This window comes from Arthrobacter sunyaminii, assembly GCF_018866305.1.
In the GTDB taxonomy this organism is placed as follows: Bacteria; Actinomycetota; Actinomycetes; order Actinomycetales; family Micrococcaceae; genus Arthrobacter_B; species Arthrobacter_B sunyaminii.
On record NZ_CP076456.1, the window covers coordinates 1,518,581 to 1,543,135 of the forward strand.

General features: G+C 64.5%; 19 protein-coding genes and 1 pseudogene. 12 read left to right on the forward strand and 8 right to left on the reverse strand.

The window, feature by feature from the left end; genetic code table 11:
• Positions 1-12: 12 nt before the first annotated feature.
• Both KG104_RS06675 and KG104_RS06680 read right to left on the reverse strand, forming a co-directional pair.
• Positions 13-1,182, reverse strand: coding sequence for an oxidoreductase (locus KG104_RS06675; RefSeq protein ID WP_207346525.1), 1,170 nt, complete (start codon positions 1,180-1,182; stop codon positions 13-15).
• Positions 1,179-1,685 (reverse strand): nuclear transport factor 2 family protein, encoded by a 507-nt coding sequence (locus KG104_RS06680; RefSeq protein ID WP_104054723.1) that lies wholly within the window; start codon positions 1,683-1,685, stop codon positions 1,179-1,181. Before KG104_RS06680 ends, KG104_RS06675 begins: the two co-directional genes overlap by 4 nt.
• A 97-nt stretch (positions 1,686-1,782) precedes the next feature.
• Between KG104_RS06680 and KG104_RS06685 the strand changes: the two genes are divergently transcribed.
• From KG104_RS06685 to KG104_RS06710, 6 genes are all read left to right on the forward strand, one after another.
• Positions 1,783-2,571, forward strand: coding sequence for an SDR family NAD(P)-dependent oxidoreductase (locus KG104_RS06685; protein WP_104054722.1), 789 nt, complete (start codon positions 1,783-1,785; stop codon positions 2,569-2,571).
• Between the two features lie 65 nt (positions 2,572-2,636).
• Positions 2,637-3,659: a VOC family protein gene (locus KG104_RS06690; RefSeq protein ID WP_104054721.1), complete on the forward strand. Its 1,023-nt coding sequence runs from the start codon at positions 2,637-2,639 to the stop codon at positions 3,657-3,659.
• Between the two features lie 322 nt (positions 3,660-3,981).
• Positions 3,982-4,449 carry an FHA domain-containing protein gene (locus KG104_RS06695; protein WP_104054720.1) on the forward strand — a complete coding sequence of 156 codons (468 nt, stop codon included), beginning with the start codon at positions 3,982-3,984 and terminating at the stop codon, positions 4,447-4,449.
• Between the two features lie 65 nt (positions 4,450-4,514).
• Positions 4,515-5,285: a transcriptional regulator FtsR gene (gene ftsR, locus KG104_RS06700; protein WP_104054719.1), complete on the forward strand. Its 771-nt coding sequence runs from the start codon at positions 4,515-4,517 to the stop codon at positions 5,283-5,285.
• Between the two features lie 5 nt (positions 5,286-5,290).
• On the forward strand, positions 5,291-5,791 hold the full coding sequence (locus KG104_RS06705; protein ID WP_207346526.1) for a bifunctional nuclease family protein: 501 nt from the start codon (positions 5,291-5,293) through the stop codon (positions 5,789-5,791).
• A 266-nt stretch (positions 5,792-6,057) separates the two neighbouring features.
• Complete coding sequence (locus KG104_RS06710; RefSeq protein ID WP_104054717.1) at positions 6,058-6,645, forward strand: MerR family transcriptional regulator; 588 nt, start codon at positions 6,058-6,060, stop codon at positions 6,643-6,645.
• 159 nt (positions 6,646-6,804) lie between these two features.
• Here the strand turns inward: KG104_RS06710 and KG104_RS06715 are convergent, their stop codons facing one another.
• Entirely contained in the window at positions 6,805-7,644 is an 840-nt protein-coding gene (locus tag KG104_RS06715) for a ParA family protein (protein WP_104054716.1), read from the reverse strand.
• Positions 7,645-7,891: 247 nt separating this feature from the next.
• On the opposite strand from KG104_RS06715, the gene KG104_RS06720 reads away from it, so the two are divergent.
• On the forward strand, positions 7,892-11,296 hold the full coding sequence (locus KG104_RS06720; RefSeq protein WP_207346527.1) for a pyruvate carboxylase: 3,405 nt from the start codon (positions 7,892-7,894) through the stop codon (positions 11,294-11,296).
• An 81-nt stretch (positions 11,297-11,377) separates the two neighbouring features.
• Complete coding sequence (locus tag KG104_RS06725; protein WP_207346528.1) at positions 11,378-12,790, forward strand: mycothione reductase; 1,413 nt, start codon at positions 11,378-11,380, stop codon at positions 12,788-12,790.
• A gap of 90 nt (positions 12,791-12,880) precedes the next feature.
• Here KG104_RS06725 and KG104_RS06730 read toward each other — a convergent pair whose 3' ends face one another.
• Positions 12,881-14,689 carry an AMP-dependent synthetase/ligase gene (locus KG104_RS06730; protein WP_207346529.1) on the reverse strand — a complete coding sequence of 603 codons (1,809 nt, stop codon included), beginning with the start codon at positions 14,687-14,689 and terminating at the stop codon, positions 12,881-12,883.
• Positions 14,690-14,841: 152 nt separating this feature from the next.
• Here KG104_RS06730 and KG104_RS06735 point away from each other — a divergent pair, with 152 nt between their 5' ends.
• Entirely contained in the window at positions 14,842-15,912 is a 1,071-nt protein-coding gene (locus KG104_RS06735; RefSeq protein WP_104160749.1) for an ROK family glucokinase, read from the forward strand.
• A 47-nt stretch (positions 15,913-15,959) separates the two neighbouring features.
• On the opposite strand, the gene KG104_RS06740 is transcribed toward KG104_RS06735, so the two are convergent.
• Complete coding sequence (locus KG104_RS06740) at positions 15,960-16,559, reverse strand: hypothetical protein (protein WP_104160750.1); 600 nt, start codon at positions 16,557-16,559, stop codon at positions 15,960-15,962.
• Positions 16,556-17,317, reverse strand: coding sequence for an alpha/beta hydrolase (locus KG104_RS06745; RefSeq protein WP_207346530.1), 762 nt, complete (start codon positions 17,315-17,317; stop codon positions 16,556-16,558). Before KG104_RS06745 ends, KG104_RS06740 begins: the two co-directional genes overlap by 4 nt.
• Positions 17,318-17,483: 166 nt before the next feature.
• Here KG104_RS06745 and KG104_RS06750 point away from each other — a divergent pair.
• A pseudogene (locus tag KG104_RS06750) lies at positions 17,484-18,141 on the forward strand (lysophospholipid acyltransferase family protein); the annotation flags it as partial.
• Positions 18,142-18,744: 603 nt separating this feature from the next.
• Entirely contained in the window at positions 18,745-20,139 is a 1,395-nt protein-coding gene (locus tag KG104_RS06755) for a class II 3-deoxy-7-phosphoheptulonate synthase (RefSeq protein WP_104102953.1), read from the forward strand.
• 136 nt (positions 20,140-20,275) lie between these two features.
• Here KG104_RS06755 and KG104_RS06760 read toward each other — a convergent pair whose 3' ends face one another.
• Together KG104_RS06760 and KG104_RS06765 are read right to left on the reverse strand one after the other, a co-directional pair.
• A complete protein-coding gene (locus KG104_RS06760) occupies positions 20,276-22,444 on the reverse strand; it encodes a Stk1 family PASTA domain-containing Ser/Thr kinase (RefSeq protein ID WP_237688686.1) in 2,169 nt (722 codons plus the stop codon).
• Between the two features lie 91 nt (positions 22,445-22,535).
• On the reverse strand, positions 22,536-23,816 hold the full coding sequence (locus KG104_RS06765; protein WP_237686791.1) for a lytic transglycosylase: 1,281 nt from the start codon (positions 23,814-23,816) through the stop codon (positions 22,536-22,538).
• A gap of 275 nt (positions 23,817-24,091) precedes the next feature.
• On the opposite strand from KG104_RS06765, the gene KG104_RS06770 reads away from it, so the two are divergent.
• Complete coding sequence (locus KG104_RS06770; RefSeq protein ID WP_104054705.1) at positions 24,092-24,445, forward strand: Rv2175c family DNA-binding protein; 354 nt, start codon at positions 24,092-24,094, stop codon at positions 24,443-24,445.
• Positions 24,446-24,555 lie beyond the last annotated feature (110 nt).

Here is a 24,555-nt window from a genome sequence, read left to right on the forward strand (position 1 = left end):
TGGTTGATCCGGTTACAACAGTGCTGATTCGTGTTTCCCGTAGTCATACTGGGGCAACGGCCCTCCGCTGCGCAGCGTCCGCACCAAATCAGGGTCGGCAAGGTGCAGCCGTCCAATGGCGATGAGGTCAAACTCCTCGTCGTCCAGGCGGCGGAGGAGCTCGTCGCGGTTGTCCAGGATCGGGTTGCCGCTGCTGCGCCGGTCCTTGATAGCGGAGCCGATGCCGACGCTGCCCACAGCCATGCTGCTCGCCCCCGTGAGCTGTTTTGCCCAACCTGCCAGACTCAGGTCGCTGCCCTCGAAGGCCGGTGCCTGGAAACGGCGGGCGCTCGCGTCAAGGACGTCCACTCCTGCTTCCACCAGCGGACGCAGGAGTGCGCCAAGCTCCTCCGGGGTGTTAGCCAGACGTGCACCGAAATCCTGCTGCTTGTGCTGGGAGAACCGGAAGAAGATGGGCAGCTCCTCGCCGATCTCCTCCCGAATGGCCCGGACAACCGCAGCGGGGAAGGCAGCGCGGCGTTCCGCGTCACCGCCCCATTCGTCATCCCGCCGGTTCGTGTCTGCCCAGAGGAACGCATCCAGCAGGTAACCGTGGCCCCCGTGCAGGGCAATGCCGTCAAAACCGGCGTCAACGGCGCCGCGTGCGGCCGCCCGGAAGGCTTCAATGACACTGTTGATGTCTGCGGTTGTCATGGCGCGGGTAACGGGCTCGGAGGCACGGACATAATCATCTGAATAGGTGGTGATTCCGGGTGTTCCCCACAGGCCGGAGGGCCGCATGGGGGTGACTGCCGGGCTTCCGCCCATCGCACCCCACAGGGGTCCCACATGCCACAGCTGCGGGATGATGCGTCCGCCGGCCTCGTGCACGCCGTCGACGACGGAACGCCAGCCGTCCAGCGCAGTAGACGCGAACATGTTGGGCACCGACGCATGGTCAACCGAAGCCGGGTGGTCAATCGCCACCCCCTCGGTGATGATCAGCCCCGTGCCGCCCTCAGCCCGGCGCCGGTAATACCGGGCAACCTTCTCACCCGGGACCCCGCCGGGGGAGTGGGTGCGGGTCATCGGGGACATGACGATCCGGTTGCGCAGGTGCAGTGACCTCACGCTGAACTCGCGGAACAGCGGGTCTGCCGCGGCGCTGAATCCGGCTTCGAGGGAATCGTGGTTCGCGGTCACAGCGCTGCACTTCCTGCCTTGGCGAGCATTTGCCGGGAGGCGGCGCGGCCGTCCAGCAGTGAGTTGGTGCGTGCGGTGACCTTCCAGCCCGATCCGGTGCGGGCCAGCTCCCAGCGGTTTGCGGAGAGCCGGTCCACGTAATAGCCCGGATCAGTGCCGTCCCGGTGCCGCACCAGCATCGAGTAACCGGTGGCGACGGCGGTGTCGCCGGACACGCGGATATCCGGAATGCCCAGGAAATGGCTGGAGCCCTCCGCGATGATCTTCTGGTGCGAGGGCCCGTGCACCATGCCGCGGAAGTCCTCCGGTCCGGTCAGCGTTGCCTCGCCGTCACCGAGGCTGTAGGTGTAGCTGCCGTCCCCGGTCCACAGTTCAGCCACGGCGTCAGCGCTGCCGCTGTCGACGGCAGGACCGTAAGCGGCGAGCACGCCGAGTATCTCTTGGTGATCTTCCAAGCGTTGGATGCGCTCCTGGAGCGCGGCAATCCCGGTCAGTGGACTCATCAGTTATTCCCCTTCGAATTCCCTTTAGCTTGTATCTAATATCACCAGTGGCTCGAGATGCAAACAAGCGCTTGACCGGGAACGAGAGGAACGTGGAATGAGCGGTTTCGAGAAGTACGGACCCTGGGCACTGATCGCCGGCGGCTCGGAGGGCGTGGGCGCCGCGCTGGCGCACGAGCTGGCCGGGCGGGGCCTCAACGTGGCCCTCGTGGCGCGCAAGCCCGGGCCCCTCGCAGAGGTGGCTGCCTCCGTCCGCGCAGCCTACGACGTCGAAGTGCTCGCCATTGAGCAGGACCTGCTCGCCGAAGGTGCCGTTGATTCGATCGCCGAGCGCCTCGGGGACCGCGAGGTGGGCCTGCTGGTATCCAATGCCGGCGCCAACACCTACGGCAGCGAGATTGTGACGTCCGACGCGGACCGCGCCCAGATGGTTATCGACCTGAACATCACGGTCACTGCCGCCCTGGTCCGCCGGTTTGGCCTGCCGATGCAGGAACGGCGGCGCGGGGGCATCATGCTCACCGGTTCGCTGAGCGGCTTCGCCGGAGCCGCGGGAATCGGTTTCTACTCCGCGGCGAAGGCTTTTGTGCACAACTTTGCCGAGGCGCTGTGGGTGGAAATGCGTCCCTACAACGTTGACGTCCTGGAGCTGTGCCTGGGCCTGACCCGCACGCCCGCCATGGAGCGTCTCGGCTATCAGTTTGACGCCCCCGGCGTGCGGGCGTCCGATCCCGCTTCCGTGGCCCGGGAGGTTTTGGATCACCTCGGCGACGGACCCAGCTGGTACCCCGACGGTTTTGGCGACGACGCCGAGAAACGCTCTGCCCACCCCCGCGGTCCCATCGTCGAGGCCGCAAACGCGCACTACCGCTCACCCGCGGCCTAATTGCCCATCGGTCCAGCCTGAACCACAAGACATATCCGGATCCACAACATAATAAGGAGAAACGCATGGCACCCCGCCCCACCTATGATCCCGGTCCCACGATTGCCCACGCAGGCGGCATCAACATCGGCACCCCGGACCTGCAGAAGTCCCTGTGGTTCTTCCGTGACATCTTTGGCATGGAGGTCACCGCGGAGGACGACGGCGTTGCCTACCTGCGCGGGTACCAGGAGCGAATCCACCACTCCCTGGTACTGACGCAGCAGGACGAGGCGCGGATCAACACCATGAGCCTGCGCGTCAGCCGTCCCCAGGATGTTGAACTGTTCCACGACCAGTTCGTGGAGGAGGGCATCGAAGTGCGCCAACTCGGCGCCGGCACGGAACTCGGCCGCGGCGAGGCTGTCCGGCTTCTCCTGCCGGGCGGCGGGCACCCGCTCGAGCTCTACTATGGCATCGAGCGCCCCCTCGCGCCGGAGGGGATGCGCTCAAAGCTCTTCGGAAACAGCTCAATCCGCCGGGGCCTGGGTGTCCAGCGGATCGACCACCTCAATATTCAGACCAGTGTCCAGAATATGGCGCAGGCAGAGGGATGGCTGCGTGAATCACTGGGGATGAAGCGGCGCGAGGCAATGGTGCTGCCGGATAATCCGGACGTTCCGTATGTCTCGTGGCTGTCCGTGAATTCCAAACTGCACGACATCGCGATCGGATCGTCCCAGACCGGCGAGGACGCACAGTTCCATCATGTCGCCTTCGCCCTTGAGAACATGCACGATGCCCTGACAGCGGTGGATCAGCTGCGGGATCTGGGCATCCAGATTGATGCGGGTCCGGGCAAGCACGGGGTCGGACAGGCCATGTACCTGTACGTCCGCGACCCGGGCTCGGGTTACCGGATTGAGCTTTACTCCGGCGGGTACCCGTTCTTCGACCCGGATCACGAGCCGCTGGTATGGGAGCCCAAGGACATGACGTACGGAATGACCTGGTACGGGGACAATCCCCTCGTCCATGCCGACACGTCCAGGTACCAGGAGACCATGCCCGTCGCAGGCCTGGACTTGAAGACGCTCATTAACGACTAACGCGGCAGTCATCCGTACCGGGCGCCGGCGCTGAAAGGCGGCAACAGGCGCCCGGCCGCAGCAGCGCAGGTGAGGCGGGGTTCCTTCATTGGGTCCCCGCCTCTTTGGCATCCCGGGCATTTCACCCCGGCGCCCGCGCTGTCACTGTTCGCCGTGTAAGTGTTTCCGGCTTCGGGACCGCAACCCCCGTAGTACGCTCAGTGCCGGGAACGCCCGCCAACAGGTAGGCTAGGACAGCCGGTACGGCAAGAATTTGTCAGCAGAACTGTGCGGCCAGCCAGCAGGACAATTGGTTGGCCGCATCTTTTGGGGAGGATGGAACATGGCGCGCGAGGACAACAACGCCGGCCACAGCGGAGAACGGCGTGAATTGGGCGCCGAGGACACCACTACAATCAGTCTGCCGCCGCAGAGCGATACGACTGTCGAGCCCAAGCTCAGCACAGATGAACGGGCTGCAGTTGCCGCACTGCCTGCAGGATCGGCACTGCTGATAGCGCATTCAGGACCCAACAGCGGGGCAAGATTCCTGCTGGACCAGGATGTGACAACAGCCGGGCGCCATCCAAACGCGGATGTGTTCCTTGATGACGTGACGGTCTCCCGCAAGCATGTGGAGTTCCGCCGGTCTCCCGAAGGATTCCGCGTGGTGGATTCGATGAGCCTGAACGGCACCTACGTGAACAATGACCGTGTGGATTCCCTGCTGCTGCGTACGGGCAATGAGGTCCAGATCGGCAAGTTCCGGCTGACTTTCTACGCTGCACGGCCAACTGCCGCAAAGCAGTAGGTAACACCGGCACAGAAGTGTCCGGCCGGACGTCCACGGGAACACTGAGGGAATAGGTACCAGGTATGTCAGCATCACAGCCCATCAGGCGGACCCTTGGCACGGGGAACGAGCGCCTGCGCGGCCGTGTGCTCAATATCGGGGAGGTGCTGGGTGAACTCAGCACCGATTTCCCCGGAATCAGTGCGTCCAAGATCCGTTTCCTGGAGGAAAAGGGTTTGGTGACGCCGCAGCGGACGGCAGCCGGTTACCGGAAATACACCACGGCCGACGTCGAGCGGCTGCGGTTCGTTTTGGCGCTGCAGCGCGACCAGTATCTGCCGCTGAAGGTCATCAAGGACTACCTGGACGCCATTGACCGGGGAGAGCGCCCCGAATCGCTGCCCGGCGGCATGTCATTGACTCCGCGTGCGGTGTCCGAGCAGCTGGCGGGGGAGCTCTCTGCCCGTACGCTCGCCCGCGGGCTGACCTTCAATGAGCTCGTAAGGGAATCCGGTGCATCGGCTGATTTGGTGAAAAGCCTCGCCAATTACGGCCTCATTGCAGCCCCCGACAACAGTTCAGAGAACGGTCTCTATGACGAACATGCGTTGAAGGTTGCACGTGCCTGCGCGAAGCTGCAGTCCCACGGGATTGAGCCCAGGCACCTGCGTCCGTTCCGGGCCGCGGCCGACCGTGAGCTGGGGTTGGTTGAAAGCGTGGTGGCACCGCTGGCTTCCCGGCGCGATGTTGCGTCCAAAGCCCGGGCCGCGGAGACAGCCCGGGAAATCAGTGATCTCTGCCTCAACCTGCACAGTGCCCTGGTGAACGGGCACATCGCACGAATGGAAAGCTGAAGAGCATGCGCGAAGTCGAAGTTGTGGGCGTGCGGATCGAACTCCCGTCCAACCAGCCCCTCGTGCTGCTCAAGGAGATCAACGGTGAGCGCCACCTACCGATCTGGATCGGGGCCCCGGAGGCCAGCGCCATAGCCTTCGTTCAGCAGGGAATCGTTCCTCCGCGACCCATGACCCATGACCTTTTGGCCTCGGTGGTGGGTGCGCTGGGCCGCACTGTCAGTGAGGTCCGGCTCGTCTCCGTCGAGGACACGGTCTTTTACGCCGAGCTTGTTTTCGATAACGGCGTCACTGTGAGTTCCCGGGCATCCGACGCGATTGCAGTGGCCCTGCGGGCCCCCTGTCCCATCTTCTGCGCTGACGCAGTCCTTGACGAAGCCGGGGTGCGGATCGCTGAGGCAACAGACGAGGATCCCGCAGAGGAGGAACAGGAGAACGCCGAGCAGGAACTGCTTCAATTCCGTGAGTTCCTGGCGGACGTTGAACCCGAAGACTTCGAGCGCTGAGCCGACACGCCTTGAGAAAAAGAGCGGGCATCTTTGACCTTGGACGTGGTCAGATCTAACGTCGAAGCATAGAGTTCCCAATGCACGGATCTCCGCTCTTCTCACTCCCGGGTTTGGCCCATGAATTAGCCCATGGTTTATTCACATGATCTATTCGTGGTTTCTTCCCTTGAGCGGCTCAGCGGGGCACACTGAAGATGGTCGTTCCCGTCGTCTCCGCGTCCCGTGCGGACCCCCCCACCGGGAACCGCTACAAGGAGGCACAAGTGAGTCCGAAAGGCAATGCCGGCGAGCACATCCACGCCGCTGCGCCGGGCAAGGTTCCCGGAGCCCAGGGCTTGCTGTTCACCGAGGATTTGCCCGTTCTCGACGAGGACGCCGGCTACCGCGGTCCGACAGCCTGCAAGGCGGCCGGGATCACCTACCGCCAGCTCGACTACTGGGCGCGTACAGGCCTCGTGGAACCCGCTGTGCGGGGTGCTGCGGGCTCAGGTACGCAGCGGCTCTACGGATTCCGCGACATTCTGGTCCTCAAAGTTGTCAAACGACTCCTGGACACGGGCGTTTCCCTCCAGCAGATTCGAACTGCCGTTGAACACCTGCGTGAGCGCGGTGTCGAAGACCTGGCCCAGATCACGCTGATGAGTGACGGCGCCAGTGTCTACGAGTGCACCTCGGCAGACGAAGTTATCGACCTGGTGCAGGGCGGACAGGGCGTTTTTGGAATCGCCGTTGGACGCGTCTGGCGCGAAGTCGAGGGAAGCCTGGCCCAGCTGCCCAGCGAGCACGTGAGCGAGCACGAGTTTCCCGGGGATGAACTGAGCCAGCGCCGGACTGCCCGCAAGATCAGCTAAACAGGCCGGATTCCGCAGGACGGGCACGTTTCAGACGGTGCCTGTTGCTGCTTATTTCTTACTGACTTATTCCTTACAACTAACGCCGCCGGCCCTAAGGGGCTGGCGGCGTTAGTTGATTAACTCCAACAGGCAGGCGGGTAGTCACCCGGCGGGTGCTTAGCCCGCCCGGCGGATAACGCGGTTGCGGACGCTGCCGGTTTCCACGATGTTCTTCAGCAACGCATCAAAGGTGCCTGCGGCCTGCTTGGCCGATTCCCCGGGCCAGTGGTGCACGGAATGCGCAGCCCCCTGGATCTGCTGCCAGTTGGCCTGCTCCGCAATAGTGGGGCTCAGCAACAGATCGCCGAACATCTGCTTCATCTCGGCGAGCCGGAAGGTGTGCTCGTTGGAACCGGACCGCACCCGGTTGGCAATGATCGCCGCAGGGGCAAGGTTGGGGGCGAATTCCCTGCGGAACAGTTCCAGTGCCCGCATTGTCCGTTCTGTTCCTGCTACGGAAAAGAGTCCGGGTTCCGCCACCAGCAGGACACGGTTGCTGGCCGTCCATGCCATGCGCGTCAGGCCGTTCAGTGACGGCGGGCAGTCGATGAGGACCAGTCCGTAGCCGCTGACACGGGACAGGAGGGTGGAGAGGCGTTTGAGGTCCCTGCGGCCCAAATCCGGGCGGTCATAGATGCCGGAAAACGCGGACCCCATGGCGACGTCAAGGACAGGGCGGTGTTTGGGATCGGAGTTCTTGGCACGCCGGTCAGTAGCCACCCAGCCGCTGGGAACAACGTTGTCCCCCAGTTGGGCGCGCCGGGAGTTCTTGAGCATTTCGCCGATGCCGGGTTTGTCTGCCGCTGTGACGCCCAGGCCGGTGGTCGCATCCGCGTGCGGATCCAGGTCCACTACGAGGGTGGGTATTCCTGCTGCCAGTGCAGCCGACGCCAGCCCAAGCGTCACGGAAGTCTTGCCCACGCCGCCCTTCAGACTGCTGATGCTCACTACTTGCACTTGTTGAACCAAAACCTAACGTGTCTAGGGATCACGAGCGGGGCCCTTGTGAGGCTGCTGTCTCATTCTATGTGACGCCCGGAGGTAACTCCTGCAGCGCTGGTTTTGCAGGGTGGCGGAGAATAGGCAGAATACTTACGGTGATCCGGAACACTTTCCTGGCTGCTGCCGGAAGTGCCGGGTCTAGAATCACGGAAGAGTGCAGCGCTTTCGAGCTGCCGTCAACCCGCAACGATGCAGGAGCGCAATGTTCTCGAAGATATTGGTAGCCAACCGCGGTGAAATCGCGATCCGAGCCTTCAGGGCCGCTTATGAACTGGGCGCCAAGACGGTAGCTGTGTTTCCGCAGGAGGACCGCAACTCGATTCACCGGCAGAAGGCTGACGAGGCGTACCTGATTGGCGAGGAGGGGCACCCCGTCCGTGCGTACCTGGACGTGGATGAGATCATCCGCGTTGCCAAGGAATCCGGGTGTGACGCCATTTACCCGGGTTACGGCTTCCTCTCCGAGAACCCGCAGCTGGCCCGGGCGGCCAAGGAAGCAGGCATCACCTTCGTGGGCCCTGCCGCGGACATCCTTGAATTGGCCGGACACAAGGTCCATGCCCTTAATGCCGCGCGGGAAGCCGGCATCCCGGTCCTGCGCTCCACGCAGCCCAGCTCGGACCCGGAAAAGCTTCTCGCTGAAGCCGAGGACATCGGGTTCCCCATTTTCGTGAAGGCTGTTGCCGGCGGCGGAGGCCGCGGGATGCGCCGCGTGGACACCGCCAAGGACCTGCCTGAGGCGCTGAACGCAGCCATGCGTGAAGCTGACACCGCCTTCGGTGATTCCACCGTTTTCCTGGAACAGGCAGTGCTGCGCCCCCGTCACATCGAGGTCCAGATCCTGGCCGACGGCGAGGGCAACGTTATCCATCTCTTCGAGCGGGACTGCTCCCTTCAGCGCCGCCACCAGAAGGTCATTGAAATCGCTCCGGCGCCCAACCTGGACGAGAACATCAGGCAGGCCCTGTACCGGGACGCCGTGAAGTTCGCCAAGGCGCTGAAGTATGAAAACGCCGGCACGGTTGAGTTCCTTGTTGACACGGTGGGAGAACGCGCCGGACAGCACGTCTTCATCGAAATGAATCCCCGCATCCAGGTGGAGCACACGGTTACCGAGGAAATCACCGACGTCGACCTGGTGCAGTCGCAGCTGCGGATCGCGGCCGGCGAGACACTGGAGGACCTTGGCCTGCGCCAGGATGAACTGCGGGTGCGCGGCGCTGCTCTGCAGTGCCGTATCACCACGGAGGACCCGGCTAACGGGTTCCGCCCCGACGTGGGAAAGATCAGCGGCTACCGGTCCGCCGGCGGCGCAGGGGTGCGCCTTGACGGCGGCACTGTCTATGCCGGCGCCGACATCAGCCCGCACTTCGATTCCATGCTGGTCAAGCTCACCTGCCGCGGCCGCAACTACCCGGCCGCCGTCAACCGTGCCCGGCGGGCTCTGGCCGAGTTCCGCATCCGCGGCGTCTCTTCCAACATTTCGTTCCTGCAGGCCGTCCTCGATGACCCGGACTTCATTGCCGGCGACGTCGCAACCTCCTTCATCGAGGAACGTCCTGAACTGCTCAGCGCCCGCGGCTCCGCAGACCGCGGCTCACGTCTGCTGAACTGGCTGGCCGACACCACGGTGAATAAGCCGCACGGAGAGCTCCCCGTCCACAGCGACCCCGCGGACAAGCTGCCGGCCAACCTGCCGGAAGTCCGGCCCGGCTCGCGCCAGCGGCTGGAGGAGCTTGGCCCGGAGGGTTTCGCGGCAGAGCTGCGCGCCCAGCAGGCGCTGGCCGTCACGGACACCACCTTCCGGGACGCGCACCAGTCGCTGCTCGCCACCCGGGTCCGCACGCGTGACCTGCTGCTGGCTGCGCCCGCAGTGTCCGCGCTGACGCCCCAACTGCTGTCGGTGGAGGCCTGGGGCGGTGCCACCTACGACGTCGCCCTCCGCTTCCTGGGCGAGGATCCCTGGGAACGGTTGGCGTCCCTGCGCAAGGCTCTGCCGAACATCTGCATCCAGATGCTCCTGCGCGGCCGGAACACGGTGGGATACACCCCGTATCCGACCGAAGTGGCTGAAGCCTTTGTCCAGGAAGCGGCCGCTGCCGGCGTCGACATCTTCCGCATCTTTGACGCCCTTAACGACGTAGAACAGATGGAACCGGCCATCCGCGCCGTCCGGGCCACCGGCACGGCAGTTGCTGAAGTGGCCCTGTGCTACACGGCGGACATGCTGGATCCCAACGAGAAGCTGTACACGCTGGACTACTACCTGGACCTGGCCCAGCAGATGGTCGACGCCGGAGCCCACATCCTGGCTATCAAGGACATGGCGGGACTGCTGCGGCCCGCCGCCGCAGCCAAGCTGGTGGCCGCCCTGCGTGAACGTTTCGATCTGCCCGTGCACCTGCACACCCACGACACCGCCGGCGGACAGCTCGCCACCCTGCTGGCTGCGGCCAATGCGGGTGTGGACGCGGTTGACGTGGCCACTGCATCCCTGGCCGGCACCACCAGCCAGCCCTCCGCCTCCGCCCTGGTGGCAGCGATGGCTCATACCGACCGCGACACCGGCCTGGACCTGGACGCTGTCAGTGCCATGGAGCCGTACTGGGAAGCGGTGCGCCGGGTTTACGCTCCGTTCGAATCCGGTCTGGCCGGACCCACCGGCCGGGTCTACCAGCACGAAATCCCCGGCGGACAGCTCTCCAACCTGCGCCAGCAGGCCATCGCCCTTGGGCTGGGCGAGCGGTTCGAGGCCATCGAAGACATGTACACCGCGGCGGACCGCATCCTGGGCCGGCTGGTCAAGGTCACCCCGTCTTCCAAGGTTGTCGGCGATCTGGCCCTGCAGCTGGTCGGCAGCAATGTGTCGCCTGAAGACTTCGAAGAGAACCCGCAGAACTTCGACATCCCGGACTCAGTCATCGGATTCCTCAGCGGCGAGCTGGGCAACCCGCCCGGGGGATGGCCGGAACCCTTCCGGACCAAGGCCCTCCAGGGGCGCAACATCAAGGTGCGCGACGCCGAACTCACCGAGGTGGACCGCGCCGGCCTCGCAGGGGATTCGGCCACCCGGCGGGAAACGCTGAACCGGCTGCTGTTCCCCGGCCCGGCCAAGGAATTCGCCACCGTGCGCGAGACCTACGGCGACGTTTCCGTGCTGGACACCCGCGACTACCTGTACGGACTGCAGCAGGGTGTCGAACACGTGGTTGAACTCGAAAAGGGTGTGCGCCTGATCGCCACCCTGGAAGCGGTCTCCGACCCGGACGAAAAGGGCATGCGGTCCGTGATGACCACGCTCAACGGACAGATGCGGCCGGTGCTGGTCCGCGACCGCAGCGTGAAATCCGACGTCAAGGTTGCCGAGCAGGCGGACCCGGGCAATCCCGGTCACGTCGCGGCTCCGTTTGCCGGGGCCGTCACCGTCACCGTAAAGGCGGGGGACGAAGTGGCGGCAGGTGAAACCGTGGCGACCATCGAAGCCATGAAAATGGAAGCATCCATCACGGCGCCGGTTGCCGGAACGGTTGCCCGGCTGGCGATCTCGGCTGTCGAACAGGTGCAGGGTGGAGATCTCCTGGTGGTGATTGAGCCCAGCGACGGCTAACCCGCGGCCAGTAGCTCCTGTGAAAGGCCCCGTGATTCCGCTGACGGATCACGGGGCCTTTTTGCGCCCTAGACTGGACCCGTGACTCACTTTGATTTGGCCATTATTGGTTCAGGCTCCGGCAACTCCCTGATCACGCCAGACTGGGACGGCAGGAAAGTGGCGGTGATCGACGGCGGCACCTTTGGCGGGACCTGCCTGAACGTGGGGTGCATTCCCACCAAGATGTACGTCTATCCCGCGCAGCTGGCAGCAACCGGGACCGACGCCGCCCGTCTGGGGGTGGACCTGACCCTGGACAAGGTGCACTGGCGGGATATCCGCGACCGCATCTTTACCCGCATTGACGCGATTTCCGCCGGCGGGCGCAGCTACCGGGCAGATGAACTGGAAAACGTCACTCTCTACGACAGCTACGTCCGCTTCACCAGCGAGCATGCTTTGGAGACTGATGACGGCCGGCGCATCACAGCCGACCAGATTGTCGTGGCGGCCGGATCGCGGCCGGTGCTGCCGGACATTCCCGGCATCAGCCTGCCCCAGGTGCATACTTCCGACACAGTCATGCGCATCCCCGAACTTCCTGAGCGGATCCTGATCATCGGCGGCGGTTACATTGCCGCCGAGTTTGGCTTCGTGTTTTCCGCGTTCGGCTCCACAGTCACCATGGCCGCCCGGTCCGGCCCCCTTTTGCGCGCAATGGATGCCACCGTATCCGAGCGTTTCACCGAGGCAGCCTCCAAACAGTGGGATGTGCGGCTGAACACTGAGGTTAGGTCTCTGGTGGAGAATCCCGACGGATCCGTGCAGGCTTCCCTGGGAGGGCCCGAGGGGGAAAGCACGCTCGACATCGACCTGGTCCTGGTGGCAACGGGACGCGTGCCCAACACCGACCGTCTCGGCGTTGAAGCGGCCGGTTTTGACCTGCGCCCCGATGGACGGTTGGTGGTGGACGAGTTCCAGCGTGTGCTCAAGGACGGCAAACCGGTTGAAGGAGTGTGGGGGCTCGGCGATGTCAGCAGCGACTTCCAGCTCAAGCACGTTGCCAACCATGAGGCGCGCACGGTGGCGCACAACCTGGTGCACCCCGGCGATCTGCTGGCCAGCGACCACCGCTTTGTTCCCTCGGCTGTCTTCAGCAGTCCGCAGATCGCCTCCGTGGGAATGACGGAGGAGGAAGCGTGCCGGGACACGGAGGCCCGGGGAGTGGAACTGGCACTGGCCGTCCAGGAGTACGGGTCCACCGCCTACGGCTGGGCCATGGAAGACAGCACTGGCTTCGTGAAGCTGCTGGCCGAAAAAGAGAGTGGAAAGCTCCTTGGCGCCCACATTGTGGGCCATGAAGCGTCCATGCTGATCCAGCCGCTGATCCAGGCCATGTCCTTCGGGCTGGATGCTTCGTCCATGGCGTCCGGCCAGTACTGGATCCATCCCGCCCTGACCGAAGTCGTGGAGAATGCCCTGCTCTCCCTCAAGACGGGCAAAAACGACTAAGGGCCGCGAGCGGCGCAAGAACTTCACCGCAACACGCAGGAGGCCGGCCGGGGTATCCCCGGACCGGCCTCCTGCATCTGTATCGCTCAGTTACACTTTCTGGCCGCTGTAGATCTCATCCACCACGGCGGAAAAATCCTTCAGAACCTGGGCGCGCTTGATCTTCATGGACGGCGTCAGGTGTCCGCTGGCTTCGGTGAAGTCAGTCGGGACAATCCGGAACACTTTGATGGCTTCGGCCTTGGATACGTGCTTGTTGGCCCGGTCCACCAGCGCCTGGATCTCGGTTTGCAGCTGCTCTGTTTCGCCCGCTGCAGCTGCCGTTGTCCCGGCCGGCAGCTTGTGCCGTTCCAGCCAGCCCGGCAGGGCCTCCTCGTCCAAGGTGATCAGGGCCGAGATGAAAGGCCGCTGATCGCCCACCAGGACACACTGGGAGACAATGGCATCGGCGCGGATTCTGTCTTCCAGCAGCGCCGGAACCACATTCTTCCCGCTGGCGGTGACGATGATTTCCTTTTTGCGTCCGGTGATTTTCAGGAAGCCGTCGCTGTCCAGCTGGCCAATGTCACCGGTGTGGAACCAGCCGTCCGTGAAGTTCTCAGCCGTGAGGTCCGGGCGGTTGAAGTAGCCCTTCATCACGCTGATGCCCTTGGCCAGGATCTCGCCGTCGTCAGCGATGCGTACAGCGTTGCCGGGCAGCGGCGCGCCAACGGTGCCAATCTTGGTTAGCTTGGGGGTGTTGACGGTTACGGGAGCGGTGGTTTCGGTCAGCCCGTAACCTTCCAGCACCGTCACGCCGATTCCGTGGAAGAAGTGGCCGAGCCGCTCACCCAGCGGTGCGCCTCCCGAGATCGCGTACTTGACCTGTCCGCCCATGGCAGTGCGGATCTTTCCGTAGAGCAGCTTGTCGAAGACTGCATGCTTGACCTTGAGGCTCAGCGGGACCTTGCCGGCTTCCTTTGCCTTGGACCATTCGATGGCCGTCTTGGCTCCGGCATGGAAGATCTTGCCCTTGCCGCCGTCTTCGGCCTTGAGCATGGAAGAGTTGTAGACCTTCTCGAAGACGCGGGGGACAACCAGCAGGAAGTCCGGCTGGAAGCTCTGCAGGTCAGGAAGCAGGTTTTTCACGTCCGGGGTATGGCCCACGGTGGCGCCGGCGGTCACGCACAACACTGAGATGAATCGCGCGAACACATGGGCCAGCGGCAGGAACATGATGGTTCGGGCGCCCTCGCGGCACACCTCGGGCTGGGCGGCGGCGGCGTTGCGGGACAGATTCACGAAGTTGCCGTGCGTCAAGTCGCAGCCCTTGGGCCTGCCCGTGGTTCCGGAGGTGTAGATGATCGTGGCGGTGTCGTCCAGAGTGGCCTTGGCGCGGCGCGCTTCAAGGTCTTCGTCCGACACCGTTGTTCCGGCCGTCCGGAGCTCATCGAGCCCCGGGCCATCGATCTGCCAGACGTTCTTTACAGCGGCCAGATCCTCCTCCACGGCTGCCTGGCGGACCACGTTCTCATGCCGGGGAGCTTCGACAACCACGCCCACAGCACCCGAATCGCTAAGAATCCAGGCGACCTGGGACGGTGAGGAAGTCTCGTAAACCGGAACGGAGACCGCCCCGGCAAACCACAGGGCGAAATCCACCAGTGTCCACTCGTACCGGGTGCGGGCCATGATGCCCACCCTGTCACCCGGCTCAACACCGTAAGCGGCAAACCCCTTGGCCAGTGCCCGGACATCCTTCAGGAACTCAGTGGCGGTAATGGGGGCCCACGCTCCGTCCGCTCCCGGCACCGAGAACAGGGCCGGATTGGAGGGCTTGGCCGCCTGCTCCAGCAATAGATCGGTGGTGTTGGACTCCAGCGGAGACTCCACCAGAGGGGGAACACTGTATTCACGCACGATAGCTCCTTTGATATCCGGCTGCCCCGCGGACGATTACGCAGACATTACCGAACAGCCTATAACGTGGATCACATTAAGTACCGGACGGTAACTTCTCGAACCAATAACGCTTTCAGAGTGTGGGCAGCGGCGAATAGAATGGACTATTGATGCCACCCGTAACCCCAGCGCCCGTACCCCGTTCGTCACCCATCCCGTGGCAGCGCCGCGGAACTGAACCTTTTCCCGCACGCCGGCCCATACGGCTGCCCAACCGGATGCGCCGGCGCGGGCTGGCCATCGGGATCGACATTGGCGGCACCAAAGTTGCCGCCGGCCTCATCGACGGCGACGGCAGGGTCCTCGCGGAGGCGCGCCGATCAACGCCCGGACAGGATCCGCGGGAAGTCGAGTCGGTCATCGAGGACCTGGTGGCCGAATTGTCTGCCAACCACCATGTCTGGTCCGTGGGCATCGGTGCTGCAGGCTGGATGGACCTGGCCGGAAGTACAGTACTTTTCAGCCCGCACCTGGCCTGGCGCAACGAGCCCCTGCGGGAGAACCTCGAACGGCTGCTGCGTCGGCGTGTCTACTTGGTCAACGACGCCGACGGTGCAGCTTGGGCCGAATGGCGGTTCGGATCCGGCCTGGGGCAGAGCCGGCTGGTCTGTGTCACGCTCGGCACCGGCATAGGCGGCGCAATGATCATGGACGGCCGCCTGGAGCGTGGACGTTTTGGCGTGGCCGGGGAATTCGGCCACCAAATCATCATGCCCGGGGGACAGCGCTGCGAGTGCGGGAACCGCGGCTGCTGGGAACAGTATGCCTCCGGCAATGCCCTCGGACGTGAGGCCCGTGAACTGGCAGCGGCCAACTCTCCGGTGGCACAGGAACTGTTGCGTGCCGTGGACGGAAACATCAGCGACATTACCGGCGCCGTGGTCACCAAAATGGCCCTCGACGGCGATCAGGCATCCGTGGAATTGCTGGAAGAGGTGGGCCAGTGGCTGGGCCTTGGCCTGGCAAACCTGGCTGCTGCCCTGGACCCGGGGATGTTTGTGGTGGGCGGCGGACTGAGCGCGGCCGGGGACCTCCTGCTGGAGCCTGCCCGGCGGTCCTTTGCCCGAAACCTGACCGGACGGGGGTTCCGCCCGGCCGCGCGCCTGGAACTGGCAGCCCTGGGGCCCGCTGCAGGAATGATCGGGGCAGCGGACCTGTCGCGGATTGCCGCCCGGCGCTGACGACGGCTGCCCCGTTCCGGGGTTGGACGCGGCGGCGGGACCGTGTGCTAGACGGCTGCGCCGTCGTCGTCGTGGTGCTGGGGCAGCCGGAAGAGCAGATAACCGGCCGCAGCCACAAAGAGCACGATCACGCCCAGAATCACGGCCACCGGCGCACCCCGCCAGAACATGGCAAACAGCAGCAGCAGGATCGGTCCGCCGAGCGCACCCGTCCAGGCCAGGACCACCAGCGGCTCACCCGTGCTGAACGGCGGCGGTTCCGGCGGCACAAACTCACCCTCGGATTCGAGTTCCTCCGGTTCGTCGTAGTCGCGCGGCCCCCGGGGAGGAACTGTCCGGAAAGGCTGGTTTTCGAAAATGGCGCGCGTGCGCTCCGCGGCGGACCGGGGAACCGGACCGCCGCCGGCACCGTCGGCAGCAGCCGGGCCGCTGTCTGCTTCACCGAGGCCGCTGGTTCCCCCTGTGTCGTGTCTGTCCCCGGCAGCCGGTTCATCCTTCGGTCCGTCTACGCCTGCTGCTCCGGGAGGACTGGGCGCAGACCGTCCACCGTGGGTTTCATCGGCCGGCATGTTCTGCAGCCGCGAAACGAGGTCAAGCCAAACCGCCTCGTCGGTGGATTCGTTGCGCTCCGGTTCACGTTCTTTCATGCTGCAGCACCTGCGCTGATTCTTTGGATGAACTGGTGGGAACGGTCAAAAATTAAGGGTGCATCGTGGTCCATGGTGGCCACATGGTAGCTGTTTTCCAAGGGAACCACCTCCAAACCGCTGCCAAGATGCCGGCGAAGAACATCCATGCTGGATTCCGGGACCACCGGGTCCACTGCGGAACGAAAGACAATGACCGGCGCGGTAATCCTCGGCAGGGACGCCGTCGTGTCCCTGAACAGCCGCATCAGCTGGTGGACGCCGCCCACGGGGGTCCGCGAGTACGCGCCCTCGTCCTGGCCCGCGAGCTTGATGTTGTTGCCAATGGCAGGCACGGACCGCAGTACATATTTGAGCAGTCCGGAGTACCGCGCCCGCGGATCATCAATGGTCAGGCCCGGATTCACCACCGCCACCCCGGCCACCGGGCGGTGGGCAGCGAGCCGCAGGGCGAGCGTTCCGCCCATTGACAGCCCGGCGGCAACAACGCGGTCAGTGCGGCCGGCAAGCTGCTGATAAGCGCCGTCGTAGCTTTCATACCAGCGCTCCCAGGGGGTGCGTGCCAGATCCTGCCAGGTGGTTCCGTGCCCGGGGAGGAGGGGAAGGCTCACTGCGTACCCCTGGTCCGCAAGGTGCCGTGCCCAAGCCGCCATGCTGACCGGAGAGCCGGTGAACCCATGGCTCAGGAGAACACCTGTGGCGGCGTTTGCGCCTTGCCCGTCGCTGGAAAAGGCGGCTGCGCCCGGTGGGGAAGTCATATCTCTATGGTTGCATCCGGGACCGGCTTTTCCACCCCTGCAGCGCTCAAAGTTGCGCCGCGTCCGAGTGCCTAAATACAGCCGGGGCAAGTGGGCGCATAGAGTAGGAGGTGGGAAACCAAACCGGGTCCCTGATTTGTTATGTCCGGACGGGAGAGCTGGCTACGTGTTCTATTGGGTGATGAAGACCATTTTCATCGGGCCGGTGGTCAATCTGCTCTTCAGGCCCTGGGTCAAAGGCATGGACAACGTGCCCGAAACAGGGCCGGCTGTACTGGTGAGCAACCACCTGTCCTTCTCCGATTCGATCTTCCTGCCGCTTGCGGTGCCGCGCCCCGTGAGTTTTCTGGCCAAGTCCGAGTACTTCACCGGGAAGGGACTCAAGGGCAAGCTCACCGCCGCCTTCTTCCGGCTCACCAATCAGCTGCCGATGGACCGATCCGGCGGTGCCGCATCGGCAAGTTCCCTGAACGCCGGCGTGGACGTGCTGGAGAACGGCGGTCTTTTGGGCATCTATCCCGAGGGAACGCGCAGCCCTGACGGCCGGCTGTACCGCGGCAAGACCGGGGTGGCCAAGCTGGTGTTGAAGACCGGTGTGCCGGTGATTCCCGTCGCCATGATCGGAACGGACAAGGTCCAGCCGATCGGCCGAAAGATCCCCAATATCCGCCGCATTGGCATCATTGTGGGCGAGCCGCTGGATTTCTCCCGGTACGCGGGTATGGAGAATGACCGGTTTATCCAGCGTTCTGTGACTGACGAGATCATGTACGAACTGATGCGGCTTTCGGGTCAGGAATACGTGGATGTGTATGCCAGCACCATGAAGGAAAAGCAGGCTGCTGCACGCAAGGTCTCCAAGGGGTCCGAAGCGCGCAGCGCGGCGGTGCGCCTGCCTGGAAGCGACCACGGCGCAACGCGTTCCGGTGAGGCCGGCGCTGGCAACGGAACGGCTGCACCGCAGCCGGTTCAGCCCGGAGGCCGTTCCCGCCCTGCGACGCCGGCAACTGCTGCGGCGCCGGTCCCGGCAGCCGCAGACATGGGCGGCGATGCCAGCGTCGACGGCGAAGGCAGCCCCGCGGCACCGGCAGCCGGGCAGGAGAAGACTGCAGCCGTACCGCCGCCCACGCGGCGATCACTTCGGAAACCAGGCACGGTCACCACGATCGGCCGCCGGAAAACGCCGCCGGCGGACGCCGGCATCGAACCCGAGGACACTGAGCCGCACAGCGCCTGAGACCTGCCGGGGCGGAGCGCGCGCCCGGCCGCCCGGCCCGGCAGGTAGCTAGCCGGCGTGCAGCGGCCCGGACGGGTCCGGCGGATGAGGTAGCCGGCGGCGGAACAATATTGCGTCGAAGCCTCGCAAGGTTACGCCCGCAGGTTGAACACTTCTGCCCGGGCGGCGTCCAGACAGTACCCTTAAAGGCGTGACCTACACTCCAGTTGACAACGCAGTAGATTCCTCCTCCGCAGCACGGCAGGGTGCGGCGGACTATCCGGGCTTGGATGACTGGCGGTCGTTGCCGATCGCACAGCAGCCTTCTTGGCGCGATCACCCGGGTTATGACGCAGCCATTGCCGAACTGTCCATGGTGCCTCCGCTGGTGTTCGCGGGCGAAGTGGACATTCTCCGTGACCGTTTGGCGGCAGCGGCCCAGGGCAAAGCCTTCCTGCTCCAGGGCGGAGACTGCGCGGAGACCTTCGACGGTGCCACCGCAGACAAGATCAGTGCCCGGGTGAAGACCATCCTGCAAATGGCGGTTGTCCTCACCTACGGAGCATCCCTTCCGGTGATTAAAATGGGACGGATGGCAGGGCAGTTTGCCAAGCCTCGCTCGTCGAACGATGAGACGAGGGCGGGACAGACCCTGCCGGCGTACCGCGGTGACATGGTGAACGGGTACGACTTCACCCCCGAATCCCGTGAGCACAACCCTGCGCGCATGGTGCGCGCTTACCATACGTCCGCTTCCACGCTTAACCTGATCCGTGCCTTTACCCAGGGCGGATTTGCTGACCTGCGTCTGGTGCACCACTGGAACAAGGGATTCACTTCCAACCCCGCGCATTCGCGCTATGAATCGCTGGCCCGCGAGATTGACCGCGCGGTTCGGTTCATGGATGCCTGCGGAGCGGATTTCGAGGCGCTGAAGCGCGTCGAGTTCTTCGCCAGCCACGAAGCGCTCCTGCTGGATTACGAGCGGGCACTGACCCGGATCGATTCCCGCACCGGCCGTCCGTACGATACTTCGGGCCACTTCCTGTGGATCGGAGAACGCACCCGCGATCTCGACTCCGCCCACGTGGATTTCCTCTCCAAGGTGCGCAACCCCATTGGCGTGAAGCTGGGCCCGAACACCAAGCCCGAGGATGCCCTTGCCCTGATCGACAAGCTTGATCCGGAACGTGAGCCGGGCCGCCTGACGTTTATCACCCGCATGGGGGCGCAGAACATCCGCGAGAAGCTTCCTCCGCTGGTGGAACGGGTCACCGCTTCCGGAGCCCAGGTCCTGTGGGTAACGGACCCGATGCACGGCAATACTGTCACGTCACCCAACGGATACAAGACCCGGAACTTCGACGACGTGATGGACGAGGTCCGCGGCTTCTTCGAGGTGCACAGTTCGCTGGGGACCTTCCCCGGCGGTCTGCATGTGGAGATGACGGGCGACGACGTGGCTGAGTGCCTGGGCGGCGCGGATCCCGTTGACCAGGAAGCTTTCCTCGAAGGCTACGAGTCTGTGTGTGACCCGCGGCTGAACCACATGCAGTCCCTGGAAATGGCGTTCCTCGTTGCCGGTGCCCTGTCCCGCAAGGATTAGCCTGTCCGGCAAGGACTAACAGCTGACGGCTCTTCACGGCACGGGTAGTCCTTACCAGCGCAAAAAGTGCACGCCCTGCGGGGCGTGCACTTTTTGCGCTGGTACGAAGGTTCAGCTGAGCGCAGCCGCCGCGGTCCTAAACCACGCGCAGCGTAATGATCGAACCCTCCGGCGCCATGGATCCGCCGCTGGGATCCTGCGACTGGACGATGCCCAGCAGCCCGCCCAGCAGTTCACTGATCTGCACCTGGAAGCCCAGGTCCTCCAATTGTGCCCGTGCGGTGTCGGGGGACTGGCGCACCACGTTCGGAACCTGCACCATCACCGGACCCTTGGACACGGTTAGCGTCACGGTGGAGCCGCGGTCCACAAGTCCCGAGGCCGGAGCCTGCACGGCGACGGACCCGTCCGGGATGTCCCGGCTGTTCACCCGATCGGGAAGCACCTCCGCGGTGAGCCCGGCATCTTCCAGGAGCTGGATGGCCTCATCCTCGGTTTTCCCGACCACTGAGGGAACTTCCACCGGAGCAGGGCCGAGGGAGACAACTACGTTGACGGCCGTGTCCCGCCGCAGCTGCGTGTCGGGAGCAGGGAACTGGCTGATGACCTTCCCGGCATCGACCGATTCACTGTGTTCTTCAGTGACTGCTCCCACCGTGAGTCCGGCGTCCGTGATGTTCTTGGTGGCCGCCTCCAAGGTGCGCTGCACCACGTTGGGTACATCGAACAACTCCGGTCCCTTGCTGATGAGCAGGGTCACCGGCTGGTAGCGCCGGACTTCCGCCGGGGCATCCGGATCCGTTCCCACGGCAAGTCCGGCCGCAACAATTTCGTCATGGATCTCGCTGGTGGAGTATTTGAGCCCCTCACCGCTGAGCAGGGCTCCGGCGGCTTCCCGCGAAACGTTGGCTACGTCAGGGACAGCGACGACGGCGCCCGGGCCGCGGCCAAAGAACCAGCCGGTAAAGACGGCTGCAGCGATGAGCAGCACAGCCAGCACGACCAGAAGCGCGCCGCGGCGGCGGGGACGTCCGCGGCGCAGCGACACCTCGGGCCGATGCGCGTCGCGGCTGCTCTGACGCTGTGAAGCTTTGAATTCCCGGCGGGCCTGTCTCCGTTCGGCGCGGCTTCCGGCCGCGGCACGCTGCGGGGATCCGTCGTCTTCCGGTTCGTATTCGTCCGTTCCGCCCCTGCCATCCGGACCGGAGTCCCCTCGGCTGCCGGCAGGAAACACCGTGGTCTGGTTCCCGCTGCGGGAAATGACCTCAGTGGGATACGCGCCGGCGCCGCCGGATGCCTGAGCGGATGGTGAAACGATCTCGGTGGCTCCGGCGGGGGGACGCGGCAGAGCGGTGGTGGCGTCCGGGTCGGAAACCCCGGAGGCGCCGGATCCGGACGGAATTTGGCCGGTTGCACGGTCGTGGTCAGCACTGATCCGAGGATCGGGGTCCGGGCACTGGAAATCCAGCTGGGCGTCGCTCAGCGAGGTCCGGATGTGGCGGAGCTCGCCCAGCAGGGCCCTGCCGTTCACCGGCCGGTTGTCCGGGTCAGGGGCTGTGCACCACTGGACCAGCTCGTCCAGGTCAGCGGCCAGCCCCGGACAGGATTCCGACGGAGCGGGAACCGTGGAGTGGACGTGCTGGAAGGCAACCTGGATGGGGACTGTGCCGGTGAAAGGCTGGACGCCGGTGAGCATCTCGTACAGCATGATGCCGGCTGAATACACATCGCTGCGTTCATCTGCGCCGGTACCCGTGACGAGCTCGGGGGCCAGATAGGCGACCGTTCCCACCAAAGTGCCGGTGTTGGTGCTGGTGGACACCGCCCGGGCCAGGCCAAAGTCGGCAATTTTGATGCTGCCGTTGTCCGCCAGCAGGACATTCTCCGGTTTTACATCCCGGTGGATCAGCCCGGCGTCGTGGGCGGCTGCCAGTCCGTCAACCACTGCGTCGAGCAGGGCGAGGGCCAGCCGGGGGGAGAGCCGTGTCCTGGTTTCCAGCAGTTCGCGCAGGGTTTTGCCCGGCACGTACTCCATCACCAGGTAAGCAAGGTTTTCCGCAAAACCCTGGTCCAGGACGCCGACGACGTGGGGGTGGGACAGGCGTGCGGCGGACTTTGCCTCCCGCTCAAAGCGGTCCAGGAAACCCCGGTCCGCAGCCAGATGCGGGTACAGGACCTTCAACGCAACATTGCGGTCCAGCCGCAGGTCAGTGGCCAGATAGACCGTGGACATGCCGCCGCGGGCAATACGGGACAGCACCCGGTAGCGGTCATCCACTACGGTGCCGACAAGGGGATCATTCACGGATTCATGCACTCTTTGATCCTACGTGTGCGAAAGGGCAGGGGCCGGATCGACACCGATCCGGCCCCTGCCCTGCGTGGTGTCAGGCCTGTCAGCTAAAGGACTGACGGTGGGCCAGCACTGAGGCAACGTAGCCCCGTGTGTCCTCGAACATGCCGTGGGTCGTCACCGAGTACTGGCCCTGGTAGTAAGAGGCCACGGCATTCTCCAGGCTGTCGCTGGTGAGGAGCAGCGAGCGGATGATCGCCACGCCTGCGGTGGCGTTGTCATAGGGGTCAAGCAGGTTCAACTGGCGGCCCACCAGATCAGAGGCCCAGTCACCGGAGCTGGGAATGACCTGCATGGCACCGATGGCGTTGGCGGGGGAGACTGCCCGCTGGTCGAAGCCGGACTCCTGGAAGGAAAAGGCCATGGCCAGGGCGGGATCCACGCCCATCTGTACGGCAGTCTGGGCAACAATCTGCTGCATCTCCGCCTGGCTGGGAACTGCCGTGTTGTTGAGCGCGTGCTTGTTCGCATTGGCGTCCGCAACCACGTGGTCCGGGTAGGTGTAGTGCAGGAAGGTGTTGGGAACCAGATCCGCAGGAGCGGCTTCCACCGGCGCGCCGGACAGGGTTGTGACCTGACCCCCGGCGGAAAGGGCGACGACGTCGCCCGGGAACAGGACGGTGGAATCATCCATGCCGTTGGCGGCCATCAGATCTGTCAGTCCCATGTTGTAGCGGGCGGCGATTCCGGTCAGGGTGTCGCCGGCCTCTACGTTATGGGTTGCGGCCGGCGCGGCTGCAGCGGCAGGAGCCGCCGAAGTAGCCGTACCGGTGGAAAGGGAGATTTCCTGTCCGGGGCGGATGATGGAGGTCATGGTCAGGCCGTTGGCTGCCAGGACGCTGTCCAAGCTGACGCCGTGGTCCGCGGCGATGGCGCTGAGGGTGTCACCGGCTTGTACCGTGTACACCGAGGCAGCTGCGGCAGGAGCTGCAGCAGTGCCCGCTCCCGGGAGCCGCAGTTCTTCGCCGGCGAAGATCAGCGAGCTGCTTTGGAGGTTATTAACCCGCAGCACTTCATCCAGGGACAGGCCGTAACGGGCCGCAATGGAGCTTACGGTGTCTCCGGCTTCGATGCGGTGGGTAGCCGGGACACTGGACTCGGCCGGAATGGTGAAGGGAATCTGAGTGGCGAGCTGCGACGGGGCCACAACACCGGCAGTGGTGACGGCGGTCATGTTCTTGATGGCCTGGAGCGGCAGCTGCGGGAAGAGCGCGGCGTCCGGAGCGGCGGGGACTGCCTGTGCCGGTTCAGCAAGGGCGAGCGCCGACATCATGACCGCGGGAATGGCAGCGGTGGTCACGGCGACACTCAGTTTGCGGGGCATTCCCCTGGAAGCGGATCGGGGGGAATTGCTTCCCTGAATCGACTGTGCAGTCATAAAGGGTTGTTTCCTCATCTGTAAACGGCGCGGCCTCTACCGCAACTCGGGAAAAGCACTGCGTGCAGTGGTGCGAGTGTGACAGAAGTTATTTCTGTGACCTAAGCGAATTTACACTACGCAGGCTCAGAGCAGTACCTGAGTACCGGCTGGGCACCGATTTCGGTTCCACAACGTGTTCCAACTGGCCCGCGGACGGGTTCCCGTGGGAACCTAGGGGAGTGACTGAACTCGAGGAACTGGTTTCCGACTGGCTGACCCTGCCCGATGTGGCTGAAAAACTGAACGTATCCATTACCAAGGTGCACAGCATGCTCGAAGAGCGTGCGCTGGTGGCCGTACGGCTTGGCGACCGCAAAATCCGCAGCATCCCCGCCGCGTTCATTGACGACGGCGCTGTCCTGGACAGCCTGAAGGGGACCATCTCCGTGCTGATCGACGCCGGCTACAACGACGTCGAAATGGTCCGCTGGCTCTTTACGGCGGATGACTCGCTGCCGGGGCGCCCGGTTGACGCCCTGCGCGAGGGCCGGAAGACGGAAATCCGCCGCCGCGCCCAGGCCCTGGGCTGGTAATTCGGACGCTGAGCAATATCAGACGCTGAACGACAAACAGCGGCTCCCGTTTTCACACGGGAGCCGCTGTTTGCTTAAGTCCCTGTTCCTGATGAACCGGTCTGATCCGG